This is a genomic window from Bacteroides bouchesdurhonensis (assembly GCF_900155865.1).
Lineage (GTDB): Bacteria > Bacteroidota > Bacteroidia > Bacteroidales > Bacteroidaceae > Bacteroides > Bacteroides bouchesdurhonensis.
In genome coordinates, this window is record NZ_LT707006.1 from 1 (window position 1) to 17451 (window position 17451).

Annotated in this window: 8 protein-coding genes and 3 pseudogenes; 1 reads left to right on the top strand and 10 read right to left on the bottom strand. The window is 40.0% G+C overall.

Translation table 11 applies throughout. The features are described from left to right. Positions 1-339 (top strand): annotated as a pseudogene (locus CZ225_RS00005) (hypothetical protein); the annotation flags it as partial. Here CZ225_RS00005 and CZ225_RS00010 read toward each other — a convergent pair. The 10 genes and pseudogenes from CZ225_RS00010 to CZ225_RS00055 form a co-directional block, all read right to left on the bottom strand. Then, a complete protein-coding gene (locus CZ225_RS00010) occupies positions 274-1827 on the bottom strand; it encodes a sulfatase family protein (RefSeq protein WP_077152516.1) in 1554 nt (517 codons plus the stop codon). The pseudogene CZ225_RS00005 and the gene CZ225_RS00010 overlap by 66 nt on opposite strands. A 27-nt stretch (positions 1828-1854) precedes the next feature. Beyond that, positions 1855-3537, bottom strand: a complete 1683-nt coding sequence (locus CZ225_RS00015; RefSeq protein ID WP_077152517.1) for an arylsulfatase — start codon at positions 3535-3537, stop codon at positions 1855-1857. A 200-nt stretch (positions 3538-3737) separates the two neighbouring features. Beyond that, complete coding sequence (locus CZ225_RS00020; protein WP_077152518.1) at positions 3738-6692, bottom strand: glycosyl hydrolase 115 family protein; 2955 nt, start codon at positions 6690-6692, stop codon at positions 3738-3740. Between the two features lie 150 nt (positions 6693-6842). Next, positions 6843-7691, bottom strand: a complete 849-nt coding sequence (locus CZ225_RS00025) for an FAD:protein FMN transferase (RefSeq protein ID WP_077152519.1) — start codon at positions 7689-7691, stop codon at positions 6843-6845. A 60-nt stretch (positions 7692-7751) separates the two neighbouring features. Next, positions 7752-8444 (bottom strand): annotated as a pseudogene (locus CZ225_RS00030) (3-keto-disaccharide hydrolase); the annotation flags it as partial. 258 nt (positions 8445-8702) lie between these two features. Further along, a pseudogene (locus tag CZ225_RS00035) lies at positions 8703-9341 on the bottom strand (3-keto-disaccharide hydrolase); the annotation flags it as partial. A 495-nt stretch (positions 9342-9836) separates the two neighbouring features. Next, complete coding sequence (locus CZ225_RS00040) at positions 9837-10985, bottom strand: glycoside hydrolase family 130 protein (protein ID WP_077155606.1); 1149 nt, start codon at positions 10983-10985, stop codon at positions 9837-9839. Between the two features lie 252 nt (positions 10986-11237). Beyond that, the gene (locus CZ225_RS00045; RefSeq protein ID WP_077152521.1) at positions 11238-13097 is read right to left on the bottom strand and encodes an FAD-dependent oxidoreductase; all 1860 of its coding nucleotides are present in this window, start codon (positions 13095-13097) and stop codon (positions 11238-11240) included. A gap of 49 nt (positions 13098-13146) precedes the next feature. Beyond that, positions 13147-15861 carry a glycoside hydrolase family 2 protein gene (locus CZ225_RS00050; RefSeq protein ID WP_077152522.1) on the bottom strand — a complete coding sequence of 905 codons (2715 nt, stop codon included), beginning with the start codon at positions 15859-15861 and terminating at the stop codon, positions 13147-13149. A 41-nt stretch (positions 15862-15902) separates the two neighbouring features. After that, positions 15903-17006 carry a glycoside hydrolase family 88/105 protein gene (locus tag CZ225_RS00055; protein ID WP_077152523.1) on the bottom strand — a complete coding sequence of 368 codons (1104 nt, stop codon included), beginning with the start codon at positions 17004-17006 and terminating at the stop codon, positions 15903-15905. Positions 17007-17451 lie beyond the last annotated feature (445 nt).

Below are 17451 nucleotides of genomic sequence, written 5' to 3' on the forward strand. Positions count from 1 at the left end.
GATCATCTGGCTTTGACGTATAACGGTAACCGGTTGCAGGCAGTCAAGGATGCGGCAACAAACTCTGTCTATGGGAATGGTACGGAGTTTAAAGACGGCAGTAACCAGACAACGGAATACACTTATGATAAAAATGGCAATCTGACTAAAGATTTAAACAAGGATATTAGTAAAATCGGATATAATCTTTTAAATTTGCCTGATGAGGTAACCTTTGCCAACGGTAACAGTATCCGGTATGAGTATGCTGCTGACATATCTCACGTTACAACATTAATCTATGAAATGATAATTGTATGGATTCTGTTTAAAAGAATACCGATGTCTGGGAACAGGTAACGGATCTTGTAATCTCAGATTCCATGTCAAAGCCTCCTGAAGTAGTTCTGATTGTTTAGCTACATATTTTTTGTTATCAAACAGATTATTGATTTCAGATGGATCTTTTTTCAGATTATACAATTCACCTCTTCCATAATTATCCAAAATCAGCTTCCAATCTCCCTTGCGCACCATGCGTTGTGTTCCGCTTTGTGTCCAGGTATTCAGTTCATCAAAGTGAGCTATCTTATTCGGCGTAAAAGCACCTTCTTTTTGAAATGACAAAGGCTCTTCTCGAGTAAAGTCTTCTCCTCCGAATCCTTGTTCTACTATCATACTTGAAAACTCTCTTTTCGGATAACTTTTTCCTGTAAGCATAGGCCATAAACTACGTCCCTGCACTCCCACCGGAATATCGGCTCCAATAGCAGTACAAAGAGTCGGGAAAATATCAGCAATAGAAACATGAGCTTCCATTGGCTTTTGCTGTTTAGAAATACCTGCGCCAGCCCACACCATCGGAATACGTGTCAAAGACTCAGGAGTTCCGGCTCCTTTACGGATCAGCCCATATTCACCACAATAGTCACCATGGTCAGAAAGAATAATGAAAATTGTGTTTTCATATTTCCCCTCAGCTTTCAGAGTTTCAATTAATCGCTTCACTTGATCATCTATCAGTCGTATCATTCCCATATAATTACCTCTTAACCTGGGAAGATCTTTTTGCAAGTCAGGGCAAGAACCGTCTTCCAATTCTGCTAATATCTGATATTTTTCACTTTTACGCGCTAAATCCTTACGACTGGTACGGGGTTGAGGTAATTTCTCCGGCGCAAACATTGAATAATAAGGTTCACATACTTGATAAGGATTATGAGGTTCCGGGAAAGACACCCAAATAAAAAAAGGATTTTCTTGTGCCTTGATCCAGTCTAATGCTTCATTTACAATTGTAACAGGCTGTTGTTGTTCCAAAGGAATCGGAGAAGGTTCCAACCATTGTCCGCGTGCATCCTTATCGAGGAAGTTGGCCAGCTTCTTTTCGCCTTCTGTCTTGTTCTTCACAGACTTCCCCCAATGTCCGTATTCAATCCAATGATCCATATCGGTTGGTTTCAGATAAGAATGATTCTTGCCGACAAGTGCTGTTTTATATCCTTTTTCTTTAAACACATGAACCATATCTTTTTGATAATAGACATCCAATACATTATGATTGGTACGTACGTGGGTAGCCGACGGGAAACGTCCCGTAAACATAGAGCAGCGAGCAGGAGAACTCGCAGGTGCCACAGTATAAGCTTTATCAAACCAAGTGTTTTGATGAGCTAACGAATCAACATAAGGTGTTATGTCCATTGGGAAGCCCTCTCTTCCACAAAGATCAGCACGTTGCTGGTCAGTCATAATCAATACGACATTCGGAGTTTTCGTCTGTTGCGCGATAGCAGAAATACTGACAGAAGTTACCGCTGCTGCCAGAGAAAAAGATATATTGTTCATATGCAATTTACCAATAACTTAGTGAGATTATTTATTCTGCCCCGGATAAGGTTCTACCATACAACGCTTCGCCCATGCTTCATAAGCTTTTACCATTTCTGTTACCTTTTCAGGGTATTTGTTAGCAAGATTGTGTTGTTCACTACGATCCTCATTCAGGTTATACAATTCCCATTTCGCTTTTTCTCCAGGGCGGACAATCTTCCAGCCATCATTGGAAAGAAAAGCGCGTTCATTGAAATGTTCAAAACCAAGGTAGTCATGTCCTTCACGATGACCGCTCTTAAAGATAGGCAGAAGGCTCTTACCTTCCATTGGTATAATATCATGACCTTTATACTTTTCCGGATAGCTTGCATCTGCCAAATCAATACAAGTTGCCATAATATCCATTACATGACCGATTTCAGATGTCATTCCACCCACATTTTTTTTGATTCCTTTTGGCCAATGTGCAATCATAGGAGTACAAATACCACCTTCATAAGACTTAGCTTTCCAGAAACGGAAAGGAGTATTGGCTACATTAGCCCAACGAGCTCCTAACGACGCATAGGTAGTTTCCGGACCAGGCAATACTTCTTTGTTATGTGGATATACCATCACCTCTCCTTTGCGAGTCATATCAGGACGGTCATTTTCACCCGGGGAATAATTCTGGCAGAGCTCATTACTACATCCGTTATCGGAAAGAAATAAGATCAATGTGTTATCCAACTGTCCGGTACGTTCTAAAGCGTCAATCACTTGACCAATTCCTTGGTCCATACGATCAATCATCGCTGCATGGACCGCCATGGCACGAGCATCCCACTCTGCAGTCGGATTGTTTTCCCACTTATCTTGAAATTGACGATCAGATAAGAAGTTATCCATTCCAGGAAATATTCCCAATTGTTTTTGCCGTTCGTAACGAGCATTACGAATGGCTTCCCAACCTACTTTATAAGTATCTTTATACTTCTCAATATCTTCAGGCAAAGCATGAAGTGGCCAGTGAGGTGCCGTATAAGCCAGATACATAAAAAATGGTTTGTTTTCTTTTGCATATTCGTTCACTTCTTTCACAGCACGGTCCGAAAGAGCCTGAGTGATATAATATCCATCCGGTACTTCTTTTATAGGTTCTTCACCTTCTACCAGGCTAAACGGATCAAAGTAATCCACCACTCCATAAATGGTTCCATAATGAGTGTCAAAACCTCGATTCACCGGATAATGGCATAAGTCAGAGAAAGTATCATGAAATACATGATGTGCCAACCATTCCCGTTGGTCTTTACGCAAGGGGGTTTCGGCAATATGCCATTTACCTACCATACTGGTGGTATATCCTACTCCTTTCAGAACTTCCGCAATGGTGACTGCATTACGCGAAAGCGTACCCCGATACCCCGGTAAATTGTCATCAAACGTCATACGACCGATACCCGCCTGATGTTGGTAAAGTCCGGTTAATAAAGAAGCACGAGTCGGGCAACTACGACTAGCATTATAGAAATGATTGAAACGAACACCTTGCTGTGCCAGCTTGTCCAAATTGGGAGTGTGAATCTCACTACCATAACATCCTAAATCAGAATAACCTAAATCATCCGCAAGAATCACTAGAATATTCGGACGCTTGTCGGTCCTCTTATTTTTGTCTTTTGCGACGAAATTTCCGGCTAGTGTCAGTGCGGCCGGTAGAAGTAATAATTTAGAATTCATAAATATTAGATATTTAATTTATTTTCAATAGTACAAATATAGGCATTACACCTTACATAATACAAAAATTATTATTCAATAAAGGAAAAATACAGACCATTATATATTCCAAATGCATTGTACCGGATAAGTCCACTCTTGAATTTATCCAGTACAATGCAAAATATTCTTTTTAATTACAGCTTCTATTTTTAAGAAACTTATTTATTCCTTGTAGGTCGTGGTCCCATATAAGAACGTTTCATTCCACCAAAGTCCAAAACAATCTTTTGAATAACTGTTCCTGCATCTCCGCAAATAATTTTTACCGTATGTTTACCAGGCTTATCTATATGCAGAGTGGTTTTATTTATTCTACAATTTTTCAATACGCTTTCATACCAAAGTTGTGCATACTCAAAAGAAGAAGTGGATGGATTCATCACAGGACCTTCGTCGATACATACACCATATTTTGTTTCGACATTCGTTGCTTCATGTCCAGCATATCCTCTGTCTTTACATAGGACGAATGTTGGCAGGACATACGTATAAACATCTACAGAACCTTGTTCGAAAGTGTAAAAATCATATTCTAATCGTGGGGTACTACGTCCTGCTGTCCGCTGTGGTGGAGCCACTGGGTTACCTAATTGGATAGCTGTATTTTCAACACCCAGATTAGGAATTGTTATCATCTTGATATCTTTATTCTCCACTTTGCGATGAAAACTTGCTGCATCTATTGAGACATAGCCGTTATGCTCAACGAACAGGGTATCCATCTCCGCCAGCGAAGGTGAGGAAGGATTGAATACTGAAACGTAAACATTTTCTTTTTCGCCGTTGGCAGACGAGATTTCCAATGTCCCCAACACTCTTTCGCCTACAGGTACTTTTGTCCAATCGATTGATACATCAATACGTTCTTCAGTAGCTGTCTCACCAGTTTTCTTATTCAATACAATCCAATCGTTTGAAACATTTGCCTGCCATTTTAACGGTGCCGTACCTTTATTGAAAACGTCTACATAATATGAACGGCGTAAGTAGGTATTAAAAGCTGGTAATGAGTGGAAACTTTTCAACCCTTTTAATATATCTTCCTCTTCCGCCATCACTCCCAAAGATGCATTATTTTCCAATGAAACTGTGCGCAATTCCGGAAGTTTGAAATAAGAGGAGGCAAAACCTTGTTTCATGGTCATCATATGGTTCCATTTACCACCTAACAAAGAGTTATATCCGTCCGTAATTATTTGCAGGCTATCATAACATACCTTTGTCTTATTTGCCAAGAATCCGGTAGCCGCTCTCTGCTGAATGGAATACCAACGATTTTTCTGACCATTCAAAACCATCTGATTAAGTAACTCACAGCCTTTTACCGGATAATATAACAACTGATAGAAACAGGCTTTTTGGTGGTCATCCGACAATTGATTCAGTATCTTCTCAACAATAGACCCAATACGTGTATATTCGGCCAAGCGAATATCTGCTTCCCGGTAATTTGTAAATGAGAAGTCGGTATCTGTATTCCGTTCATTCCCATGTTTGTCTGTTGCCCATTGATAGCCCCACCCCATAAACTCCGGTTTACGCTCAAAGGCTAACTTGTAGAAAGAGTTAATCACATCTTGATATTCTTCCCGATATTCATCTCCTAACATACCACACAACCATTCGGTACGGTAATTGGCTGCTCTTTCAAAATTGAAGGCGTTGATATCAAAAGCCATTGTCAGAAAATAGTCTACTGCAAATTCACAAGATTTAATATCACCGGCATTAAGTAACCAGATACGGTCGGCTGTCATATCATAAGCTTTACGCAGCTCTTCATACATTAAAGTAGGTGAAACCGTATTCATCCAAAGGTGATCATGAGGTTTACCTAGATAAGAAGAATGGTAATATACGCCGGAACGTCCGGAACGCTTCTGTTCTTTCGGACTACTCAAACGTTTCATATAGCCGTAATTGTCATCCGGCCAGATAATAGTCACATCATCCGGAAGTTCCAACCCCTCATCATATACATCCAATACTTCCTTGTAAGGGGTAAAAGCTTGAGGAATATCTTCTGCACGTTTGCCAATGACATCGACCAGCATTTGTCTCTGCGCCATTAGTGCTTCCTGAAGCATCTTCTTTCTATCGGACATATCATTGCTGGCATTCATTGCTTTATCATGCAAACCACGTAAAGCCAATGTATATACATTTTCAAAAGGAGCACATTCTTCAACACGTGATTTCAAGACTTTATCTACACCTGTTTTGTTATTGATATAGTCCCATTCACCCATTTTATCACGTTTCCACTCACTAGCTGTATTAAACAGCAATGGTTCGCAATGTGACGATCCCATGACAATAGCAAAACTATCCGCTACTAATCTGTTTTCCGGAATCCGATGAAATGCCATCGACGCATCGTGCATGGCGGGACATAAGTAATTGGCTTGAAGACGTAATAACAACTCACAAACCTTTGCATATGTTCTGGGGCCGAAGTTTCCACGTTCTTTTTCAAAATTCTCTTTTGACCATTTATAAAGTCCCCAATCTTCGTCATTGATAAAGATACCTCTGAACTTTACTGTCGGTTCGTTCGAAATATACTTATTGACGTTTACATTCAACTGTTTAAGTTGTTTTACCGGAGCATCGGCCCACCAATACCAAGGAGAGACACCTATCGCTCTGGAAATAGAAAGAAGTCCATAAGCTGTACCACGTCTGTCACTACCAGCAATTACAATTGCATTTTTGATACCTGGTACAGGATTGCTAACCTTCTCTATCAAATATCTTTCCCATCCCCCTGCTATGGATGTAGTGTCAATCTTATTTCGAGCAGCTAATTTGTTGATCCATTCACTTTCACCAATAGTACCTACAATAATAGCGTAACGTGCTGATACATCACCCGGTTCCTTTTCTGCAATTTCCAATGTCTGACCCGCCACACGATTCACATCTTCTACAAATAAAGAAACACTCTTACGTACCACTATTTCATCTTTTCCATCAACACAAACAACAGCCTTTGAGGATGGCGAAACAATAGGAAAACTATTTTTCCCTGCCCCTTTATTCAATAACACTTGCGCTTCTGCTGAAATACAACAACAGCAAAAGAGTCCTAACAACAAAGATTTGGTTTTCATAAAAAATTAATTTATGTATCAATGATACAAATGAAAATAAAAATAAATAGAAACAGGATAAAATATAAACCGATGATTGAGAAATTAGGATCAAATGCTCAATCTCATTCTACTAAGCAACAAAATGTACTCAAAATACAACAATATCGCCTATAACTCAATGACTGTCTTCAAATGAAAACGATCAATTAATAATGCACGCAGTTCTTCATCAGCAACAAATAGACTGGTAGAAAATATTTCTCCAATAGCTCCATTAGTTGTCACTACCGCTAATTGCTTACAACCTTCTACCAATTTACCACTGTGAGGAGAAATTAAATGTTTGCGCTCAGCAGAGTCATTTCCTGAAGTTGTGAGACATTCATCAAATAATATCAAAGCATTATTCTCACTGTCTTTTCCTATATGAAGTCGCTTGTCAAAATCAACTTTCCACCCTTTACCATTAGGGTGGTTTCCTATTGCCAATATCGAACTATTTCCCATATTTATTAATGCATTTCTTATTGCATAACTTTCCAATATCCCTCTAATCCGCTCCAAAGCATATCCTTTCAGGAAACCGGATAAATTTATGGTTGTTCCCTTTTTCTGAAAAAATACAGTCTGGTCTTCGGCAGACAATTGTACCGATTGTATCGTATTTCGGGTATAATGTTCAGAATGGACAGTGACATCAAAACAACCCAAAGTTTTCCTGTGATATTCCAGACATAAATAAATCATTTCATAAAGAGATGAACTGAGTTTCACAGGATGTAAAGAGGCTGTTTGGTTGATCTGTGCAAGTTCGCTATCCGCATCATAATAATTGGCAGTCTTTTCTAATTGCCGCAATATATCCTGTATAGTTGCAATGACCAACAATAATTTATCTTCTGAGTACTGACTGGATAAAATAATATCTACCCGGGTATGCATAGACGGAAACCAAGCATAGAGTAAACTGTCACCATCAGAAGATTGTCTATATAAATGTTGAAAAGAACGACACATGACAAGGGCTTTGTGTAAAATGTCCACCTTTCTTCAAAAGCAAGGTGGACATTTTATTTCTTATTTCAGTTCTTTAATCTTCACATTCTTGAACCATACTTCATCTCCATGATCTTGCAGAAGAATATTTCCTTCTTCAAAATTTCCGAAGTTCGGCCAGTTTTTGTATTTACTGTAAGCCACCAATGCATTCCACATATCATTGTTACGATCGTATTCGATAAGCTTAACGCCATTCAACCAATGTTCAACATGGTTATCTTTTACAATAATAGTAGCCGTATTAAACTCTCCTTTTTTAAAAGGTTTTTCAACCGGAGCCGGAATCAGGTCATACAGTGAACCAAGTTTTCTGTTACCCTTCACACCTAGTTTAGCGTCAGGATGTTTGTCGTCATCAAGAATCTGGAATTCGCAACCAATGGCAGAACCTTCTCCTTTATTCATATCCGGATTAACGAAGTATTTAATTCCACTATTAGCACCTTCAGTAATCTTGAAATCTACAGTTAAAATAAAATTCTTATATTTACGTGTAGTCACGATATCACCACCATTAGCTGATTCCGCTCCACCACTCTTCATCACTTTCAGGATACCATCTTCAATTTTCCAACCTTTTTCCGGGAAAGTAGAAAGTTTTGCTCCTCTCCACCCGTTAGTAGTCTTACCATCCCACAGCAATACCCAACCGTCTTTGGCTTCACTCGGAGAAATAGTATTAGGTATCGCATTTACTTCTGATGCAACCTTATTGTCGCCTTTGCAACCAGTGAAGCAAAGAGCGACAAATACTAACAACATCCATTGGATGTGCCAAACATTACTTTTTGTCTTCTTTTTCATAATACATTTTTTTTAAGATAAATAATATTAATTGTTACGTTTATTGAGCAAATCGTGCTTGTACTTTAATAGATCATTGTTATTAAAATAAAAGTCAGTCATATAAAAGGCTACATCTACTGTGTTTTCACTGGGAGGATAGCTTAAATTTTTAACTACATAGTTATAATCATCCGTTTCAGTTTCTGTGCATCTTACAAAGATTTCTATATCACCTCCTTCATCAGCAGCATTACCGATAGCATGTACTTTCAAAGCAATAAATCCTTCAGGAGTCTTATCATCCCAGAGGTTAGCATAAGGTACCCCATTGATCCAAGTACGAATCGAATTTCCAACAGCTTCAATACGAACTTTGTTCCAAGCATTGTTTTTAAAAACTGTTTACGTACACGGATTCTTAGTTTAAGGATACAGCCAACTACGACGTGCTTCATCATAAATGCCACCTGAGCATGCACTTTTAGATGGATCGATTTCGAATTGATAACCATGTACGCGTCCTTTCTGGTAATCTTTTGTACTTTCACTACGAAATCGTACACCAGAGTTCAAACCATCATCTACTTTGAAATCAAATTCAAGAATAAAATCTCCATAGTTTTTTGTCGTAGCAAGAAATGTGTTATTGGTTCCCATTTTAGAAATACCTACAATGGCACCATCTACAACTTTATACTCAACTGTACCGTTCAGCCTCTTCCACCCTTTCAGGTTCTTACCATTAAAAAGAGGTTCCCAATTCTGTGCTGTCAAAGAAGCGGCACAGAACAAAAGTAAAGCCAGTAAAATATTCTTTTTCATATACAATCTTTTCTAATTTGTAGAATTAACACTAATCCTGTTGGTACTAAATTTGGTTGTTATTATCTATATATGTATTTTCGTGTACGCAAACGATATTAAAGAATTTAATACCCTTATTTGTGGTGCCAAAGTTAAGAAAGAAAATTCATTTAAAACGCAATATTCTGACCAACAAAGGAAAAAATCTATTCAAACTAACTAAAAACAAGGAGAAAATATCCATCACCTGATATTTCCCCCTATTATTCTATAAAAAAGTAGTGATTTACGTTTCTACGTTTATTTTCCTTTTAGGAAAATATTCTGCAGTCTTACATTATATCCCCCTATTTGAAAATGAGTGCAGCAACTATACTTTCCCCAGTATTTGTCCTTCTTGAAAAAACGTTTCACAGAAGTATGCAGAAAAACGTCCATCAGAAAACTCAATGAGATACCATCCGGATACTCTTTGACAAACTGTGCAAACTTAATTAACTATAGGAAATTATATCAGTCTATTTTCAATAAGTTCTTTACATTATCGCACACAGATACTGCAACTTTTGAGTCGGCACATCCATAATAAAGATATAATTTCTTTTTAAAGTAAGCCAATCCTTCGATAAAGACTGTTCCATCCTTGTATTGGCCGCTTTTCTCAAAAGAAGCTTCGGGAACAAAGAAAGGTTTATCCAAACGATCTAAAAGTTTATAAGGATCTTTGTTGTCAAATAGCATTTGTCCGGCACAATAAGCACCTCCCGGATAGTTTGGATCTCCGTTTTTTTTATCATTTTTACCATTATACATTAAAACAATACCATACTTCGTCCGAATAGCCGGAGGACCACATTCTGTCATCTGACTGTCAAAGTATCCTTTACGTGGTCTAGCCAGTTTCTTTAATTGATTATTTTCATCCAATACCGGATACCAATCCACCAGATTTTCAGACGTGGCAGCATAAACAGCATATTCGCCCCAATACATAAAGTATTTACCATCTACTTTATCAATGACTATTTTTCCATCATTCACTTTTGTAAGAATAGAAGCCGATTTACTTGCAATCTTAGCAAACCGACCATCATAAGCTTTTTCAAAAGCAAGCCCATGTTTGGTCCAGTTCTTCAAATCTCTGGAGGTAGCAACGGCAAGGCGGGGAGTTTGACGGTTCCACGCTGTATAAAGCATTACATACAATCCATCTTTAGTCATCGCTACACGAGGGTCTTCACAACCACCCGGACACTCAATACTTTTAAATTCATCTTCAGCAGGAAAGAGTACTGGTGCCTTCAATCTTGACATTGTTATTCCGTTTGTACTTTCGGCATATCCAATACGGGATGTTCTTTTTCCTATCCCCTGTGCAGAGTTGTCTTCTGCCCGATAGAGTACAACAATCTTTCCATCTTTTACAGTAGCTGCCGGATTAAAAGTATCACTTTCTTCCCATTTGATTTTTTGTTCTTGCATTGGACAATCAAAAGCTGTCGGTTGTGGGGAAATGACCGGATTACCTTTTTCAGGGCGCAAAAATGGCCCTATCACCCACTTTTCAGATTGTTTTTCACTTGAAACAATTGAAGAAGGCAACGTGGAGAATCCACATAAGAATAGTCCTATTGCCAAACAAGTTAAGAGTCTTAATTTCATTTTGTCTTTTAGTTTATCAATAAATAAAATTACGCTTTTGAATTCGCTTATATATCTAATTAAACTTTCATAAGCGCATCCAATCATTTCATTATAAATAGCTTATTTTGAGCATATTCATAGTCTATTATTGGTTGTTAATAGTTGAACTATAAAGTATTAATAACTGAGATGTATACTATTAATAGTTAAGATATAGACCATTAATACTCCACAAACAGTTTAATAATGCCCCACCAGGATTTCAGAGAATCACTGGCGTATGTTGAATATTTCTTTCAACGTTTCTCCTCTTAAAGTCTTTCCTGAAATTGCTTTCAGTTTAAAGCCACAAAGTTTCTCCCAGTTTCTTAGTGTAGCCTCATCGACCACCTTTTGTAAGTCGGCATCCCATTCGTTCAAATACCCTCTTAATCCCAGATATTGCACCATAGGAAAATCTTTATCTTCCGGGCGTACATCACGATAATAGATCAACGTTGCCTTTTCTCTGATAAGGATGTCTTGCAAAATAGCTATATCAACCGCACGTACTGAGGTCTTCCGATCTATAGCAAGAGAAGCTGTAATTCCTGCTGCCTGTCCTAAAGCCATCCAGCAAGGTTCCATACGTAATGTAGAAAAGCCGATGTGTGAACCAGATACAGGTACTGGCAATAACAGGTTATCCACCTTGCGGGGCAGAATAACACCCAAAGGAACTGTATATACAGCAGTAGGATAGCTAATAAATCCATCCAAGTGGACTCGTCCAGTTTCCCGCTTACGGGCAGCATGTGAATCAAGTGCATAATGACTGGCGGTCACACTGCCTGAATGCAGGGGCGGACGTTTACCCGGTGACACTGGCAACGCATCTTTGGCCGTAAAAAAATACACCCCTTCAAATCGGCGGCCTTCACGGACATATACTTGACGAGGAAAATATCCATTATCCTCATACTCATCTTTCGCAAGTCCCCACTGTGATATCTCTTTGCGAAAATGTTCAGGAAGCTCGCTGTCATTCTGTGCAAACCAGAACAACCCTAATGTATAATCCCTTAGACGTTCAGCAAATTTATCTCTCCATTCCCAAGAGGAAGTAGGCCAAGGCCAATTTTCTTCGGGAAGATCAGTAGAAAGGAATGCAGCATGTTGGTTATTCCCGTCTGCCTTTCGGTTGGGGAGTTTAACTAAGCTACTCAGTTTCCAGATTCCCCAGCTGTCTCCAGGTAATTTACTACGGTTTCCTCCAGCTATGTGACGGCGATTTTCTTCCATCATTTCGTCTGTCACTTCTGCCATCACACGCTGCGTATTTCGCCCAGTCCATACATCTTCTATGAGTGATACGTATTCTTTCCGATTATAAGATTTCGGTTTGGGGAAAGCAATACGTTTCGCAGGATCATCAGTCAGGCAAAGTCGATAATTATATGCCTGTACTGCGTTATCCGCCTGTCCCGTACTACCTTCTGCAGGTAAGCTTTTCCAGTATTCATAAGTACGTCCGGCTCCCGGTTCTCCAAATTCCTCACGACTCTCCCTACCTACGCGGAATGGAACCCCGGCAGCAGCACCTAAATCTCCTTCATAAGTAGCGTCTATAAAGATTTTACCGAAGTATGTTTCGTTCTGTCCTGTTTCCCGGTTCAATATGCGGATACTTTCGATATGTCCGTCTCTAAGTGAGATATTTTTGTCTTCCGCATCAAACTGCCGCAGCAAAAACACATTGATCTTGTCTTTGTGTTCTTCCAACATCTGTTTGTAGACATGGGCTGCAACTAAAGGTTCAAAATGAAAGCCATCACTACAGTCTTTCACCTGTTGTGATTTATCTCCATATCGGTCGATATAGTATTGTTTTACTCTTGATGTAAACTCTGAGAATAACCCTGTAGTTGCTTGACGAGTAGCAATATCCGTTGCCCCCAATCCATTGACCGGAAGGCCACCCACATGGCTGGTACGTTCCAGGATTACTGAAGTTTTACCTTCTCGGGCGGCGGCAATTGCCGCCATTATACCCCCGGGATTTCCACCGACAATTACCAGGTCATAGCTATTCTGCGCAGATATTCCCCAGCTGAGTAGTAATAAGATACTAAGTGTGTAGAGTCTTCTCACTTTATACGCTTGTTTTAATTTTTATTCTAAATTACTATTCTTGTCCCTATTATTTCAGTTTATACTCTTGGCTCTCTGTATTCCATCCCTTCAGAACCAACATTACACCTTCTCCTAGTTTCTCCTTACCCGTCTCAATGGTTACCACCTTATTCTCTTTAGGCATCAACGTAAAGAAGTTATCCGTATAGAATGATGGACGGATCGGACTCATTTTCGAATTCAAGAATTGCAGCTGATTGAAGAAAGCAATGCGGTTGGAGCTGTTCTTCAGAACCACATCCACAAAGTAACGGTTTCCCTCTTCCCTAACCTTATATGACAGCTTCACTCTGGCAGACTTGAGATCACCCAATTGTTTGAAACCCGAAGTGGCAGGTCCTGTCAACGTGGTCTTTCCCTCATATTTATCCTTAGAACGCCAGTAGAAGTTCGAAGAAACTTCTTTCCCCTTTTCATCCTTCAGGGTCAGCTTGATAAAATGAACCTGGGATATATTCTCTGGGAAACGGATCGTCAGTACATCATTCGCGACTCCGTCCTCAGGAAGATTCACTATAGCAGATTCTTCCAATACTTTCCGACTGTCGATATCATAGACCTGTGCCACTACTTTATAGTCATTGAAATCCCGGTAAAAGTCATTCACTACCGATACGGTATTTTTCAAGTAATCAAACTGTGCATGCAACGGCTCCAACGAGTTGGCTGTATGATAAAGCGATGCCGTCGGCTCCAAAGACCAGTCCCACATACGGGAAGCCACCTGACGCATCGAGCAGTTATGATACCAGAACAGTAGACCCGAACAAAAACGGTCACCGTAATCCAGCTTGTTGTAGTTCCATACCTCCCAGATGCTCTTAGAGTTAATGGCACCCAACAATTGTCCGTTGCGGGCAAACTCATCAATAGATAAAGATTCACCGTATTGATTGACCAGATCTGTATAAAGGGTAGTCATCAAATGGAAACCATTCCCGTCCAGATAATCCCACACCTTCTTGTTAATAGGCCAGAGGTCTTTCTCATCCATCATCTCACGAAGGATTTCTACCGTAGGAAGTGTCGGGGCTCCATACTCAGGATTAAAGCCATCTACACGACTGCCGCGGGGAGAAGCCGTATTTTCATAATGTTGCATCGGGTTCACTTGTTTATAAGGGCTTCCGTCGTGTACACCAGCACACTCGGATTGCATCTGGTAACCTCTGGTTCCATCCAGTTCCATCAACAATTCAGGAGTACCTGTCACCTCGGAGCTTTCATTGGATGCCACGTAATAGGCCAGTGAAGGATGGTTACGGATACGTTTTACCGTCGAAGTGACATTGGCCAAATACGAACCTTTATCCTGGGGATGTTTCGTATCACCTGTCATCCAGAATTCCTGCCATACCAACAAACCTAATTCGTCACACAACTGGAAGAAATAATCAGATTCGGCAATGCCGCCTCCCCACATTCTCACCAGATTTACACCGGACTGGCGGGTATACCTCAGTTCGGCATAGGTACGTTCATCAGAAGTTCGCAGCATGGCTTCCGGAATCCAATTGGTTCCACGGATAAACAAGCGTTTGCCATTGACATAAAATACGCGGGATTTATCGGGTGTGTTTGTATCGGAAGTGATTTCACGTATACCGAATCTTGTTTTTACAGAGTCACAGACTACTCCGTCAACGGATACAGTCAGTTTTAAATCATACAGGTTCTGGGGTCCTTTATTAACAGGCCACCACAAACGGGGTGAGTTGATCACCAGTTGGGGAAATTCTTCGGGAGTGAAGGTCAGCACCTTTTCCTCTCCACGCAGAATTCGGAGTGATTTCTCAAAAGTAATGTTTTCACCAAGGATTTCGCCTTTTACTGTGCAGTTTATTCCGCTGTAGCTGTTCGAGGGATTAACTACTTCCACCGACACAGACTCGCGTGCCTGGTCATAGCCGGGCTTCCGCAGTTCGGATTTGACGAAGGGGTGGCGAAGGGCTACTTTGCCTGTTGTATAAAGGGATATGTTTCTCCAAATACCGGTGTTACGGTCACGAATACCGTCCATGAAGGTAAAATCCCATCCCACTGTCATCAGCATGGTGGTGTTCAGACCGATATTGCCGTTTCCACCATTATGGAATTCACCTACGGCTCCCCATGTTTTGGGCTTGGCACTACCGGGAACATCGACGGGATATACTTTAATGGCGAGCGCGTTTTTCTTGCCTATCTTGACGAATTCCGACACGTTGATGTAATCCTGCATAAACATGCCATGAATAGTACTGAGCAGATTTCCATTCACCCATACTTCCGCCCGGTAGTTAATTCCGTCGAGTTGAAGCCAGATGGTTTTTCCCTTGAAGGATTCGGGGACAGTGAATTCTGTGCGAAACCAGTAGGTGTAGAAATCGCGTCCTGTTTCCGAGATGTCGGGAATCAGCTTAGATTCCAGCTTGTTGTTGATTCCGTAATAGGGTTCGGGGTATTTCTTATTGTATACCAAGGAGTTCAGGACAGTTCCCGGAACGATGGCTGGCATCCACTCTGAAGTATGGAGATCCGGTTGGGAGATTGTCTCGCCGGATGCGTTCACATCGCCTGCTTTAATCATTTTCCATTGATAGTTTCCTCCATGGGTGATCTCTGAATCAAGCAGGAGACGTTCAGGAGAATGGGAGACATTGGTATGGCTCTGACCTGAAACAAATGGTGAACATAAGAAAATTAGGAATAGGAGAAAGAGATGTTTTAATATCTTGTACATGTTTAATTTCTTGTTTTTAATAATTAATTAAGTTATTCGACTTACTTTTCCAGTAGTGCAACTGTACACCACAGATAAGGAGCTTGTCCATGATAATCCCCCGTATTGCGGGGACGGTCATAGTAGTACTGCTTACTATTCTTCTTGTTTGTTCCGACACATACTTCTCTCACAGCCCCCTTATCATTAATATAGGACACCAAAGCCATCCATGCTTTACGTGCAGCAGGACCGTATACCTCTGCATCCAGCCAGCCATTCTTCACACCTACAATAAAAGCAAAAGTAAACATGGCAGATCCGGAAGTCTCGGCCCAGCAGTCAGGCTGGTCAATCAATTGGTTCCACATACCGCTTGAGGTTTGGTAATCCAGCAGGCTTTTCATCATGGTGTGATATCCCTGCATAATGCGTTCGCGGTTTGGATGATTTTTAGGGAGGTTACGTAGTAACTCGGTCATACCGGCAGCCATCCAGCCGTTACCGCGTCCCCAGTAAAATGGTACATCGGGAGCATGATAGAACAAGCCGTTGGGACGTTGCAGCTCATCCAGATAAAGTACCATTTCTTTGGCTGCACGGTCAAGGTACTTGCGATCTTTGGTTACCTTGTAAGCCTGAGTCTGTACGATGGTAATCATATACATATCGTCAATCCAAAGACGTGTCTGCCAGGAGTAGCCTTTGCCGGCCCATTCCTTTTCCGAAGGTTTCGCATTCTCAGGAACCTTCCATTGAGTATCAGCATAAGGCAGTCCCAGTTTCAGGTACTTCTTTTTCTTTGTCATCTGATACAGGTTCAGAGGCAGGCTTCCGAACATATTCAAATCGACATGATTCATAATAGGTAGCAACTTCTTTTCCGTGGTAAACAAAGGCTCGAATTTATTTTCCAGGAGTTTGAAGAGCTTTTTGTCCTTGGTTATTTTAGCCAATTGAAGGGCACCGTTCCAGTTAAAAGTCTCCGGATAACTAATCCATTTACCGGCATGCAGTGCGTGTTTACCATCTACAAAACGGTAGGCTAAACGTTTACCAACTTCTTCCGGAGTGTAACCTTCCGGGAAATCAGTCAATTGACTAGATTGAGCCAAAAGCAATTGAAAAGGAAAAAAAGATAATAGTATAAATATCTTCTTTAGCATAATGATAGATTTTTATTTATTAATCAATAGGGATATAAATATTATCAGAAAGAGTATAAGTTTAGTATTGAAAGAAAAATATTTTCCTCCCAATATTATATTTATGATCTCGTTACTCAATAATCACGAAATTCATGCTTGTCTGATTTAGGATTTTATCGATACTTCATTCCACTATTCAAGGAATAAAGGTAATTATATGAGTATTGTGATTACTCACTTTCAAACATAAACATGGATAGTGATTGTATATTTTATCCAGATAAATAAACGACACTTCGAATCGACTCCAACCAATCTGTTGGTAATCTTTATATCCCTATCTTAAATTTTACATCTAGTGTATATCATCCAAAACTATTATATTCTGTCTTTTTTACACATATTACATAGATTATACTATTCTATATCTTTAGAGAATATCAAAATATGGTATTCAAAAAAG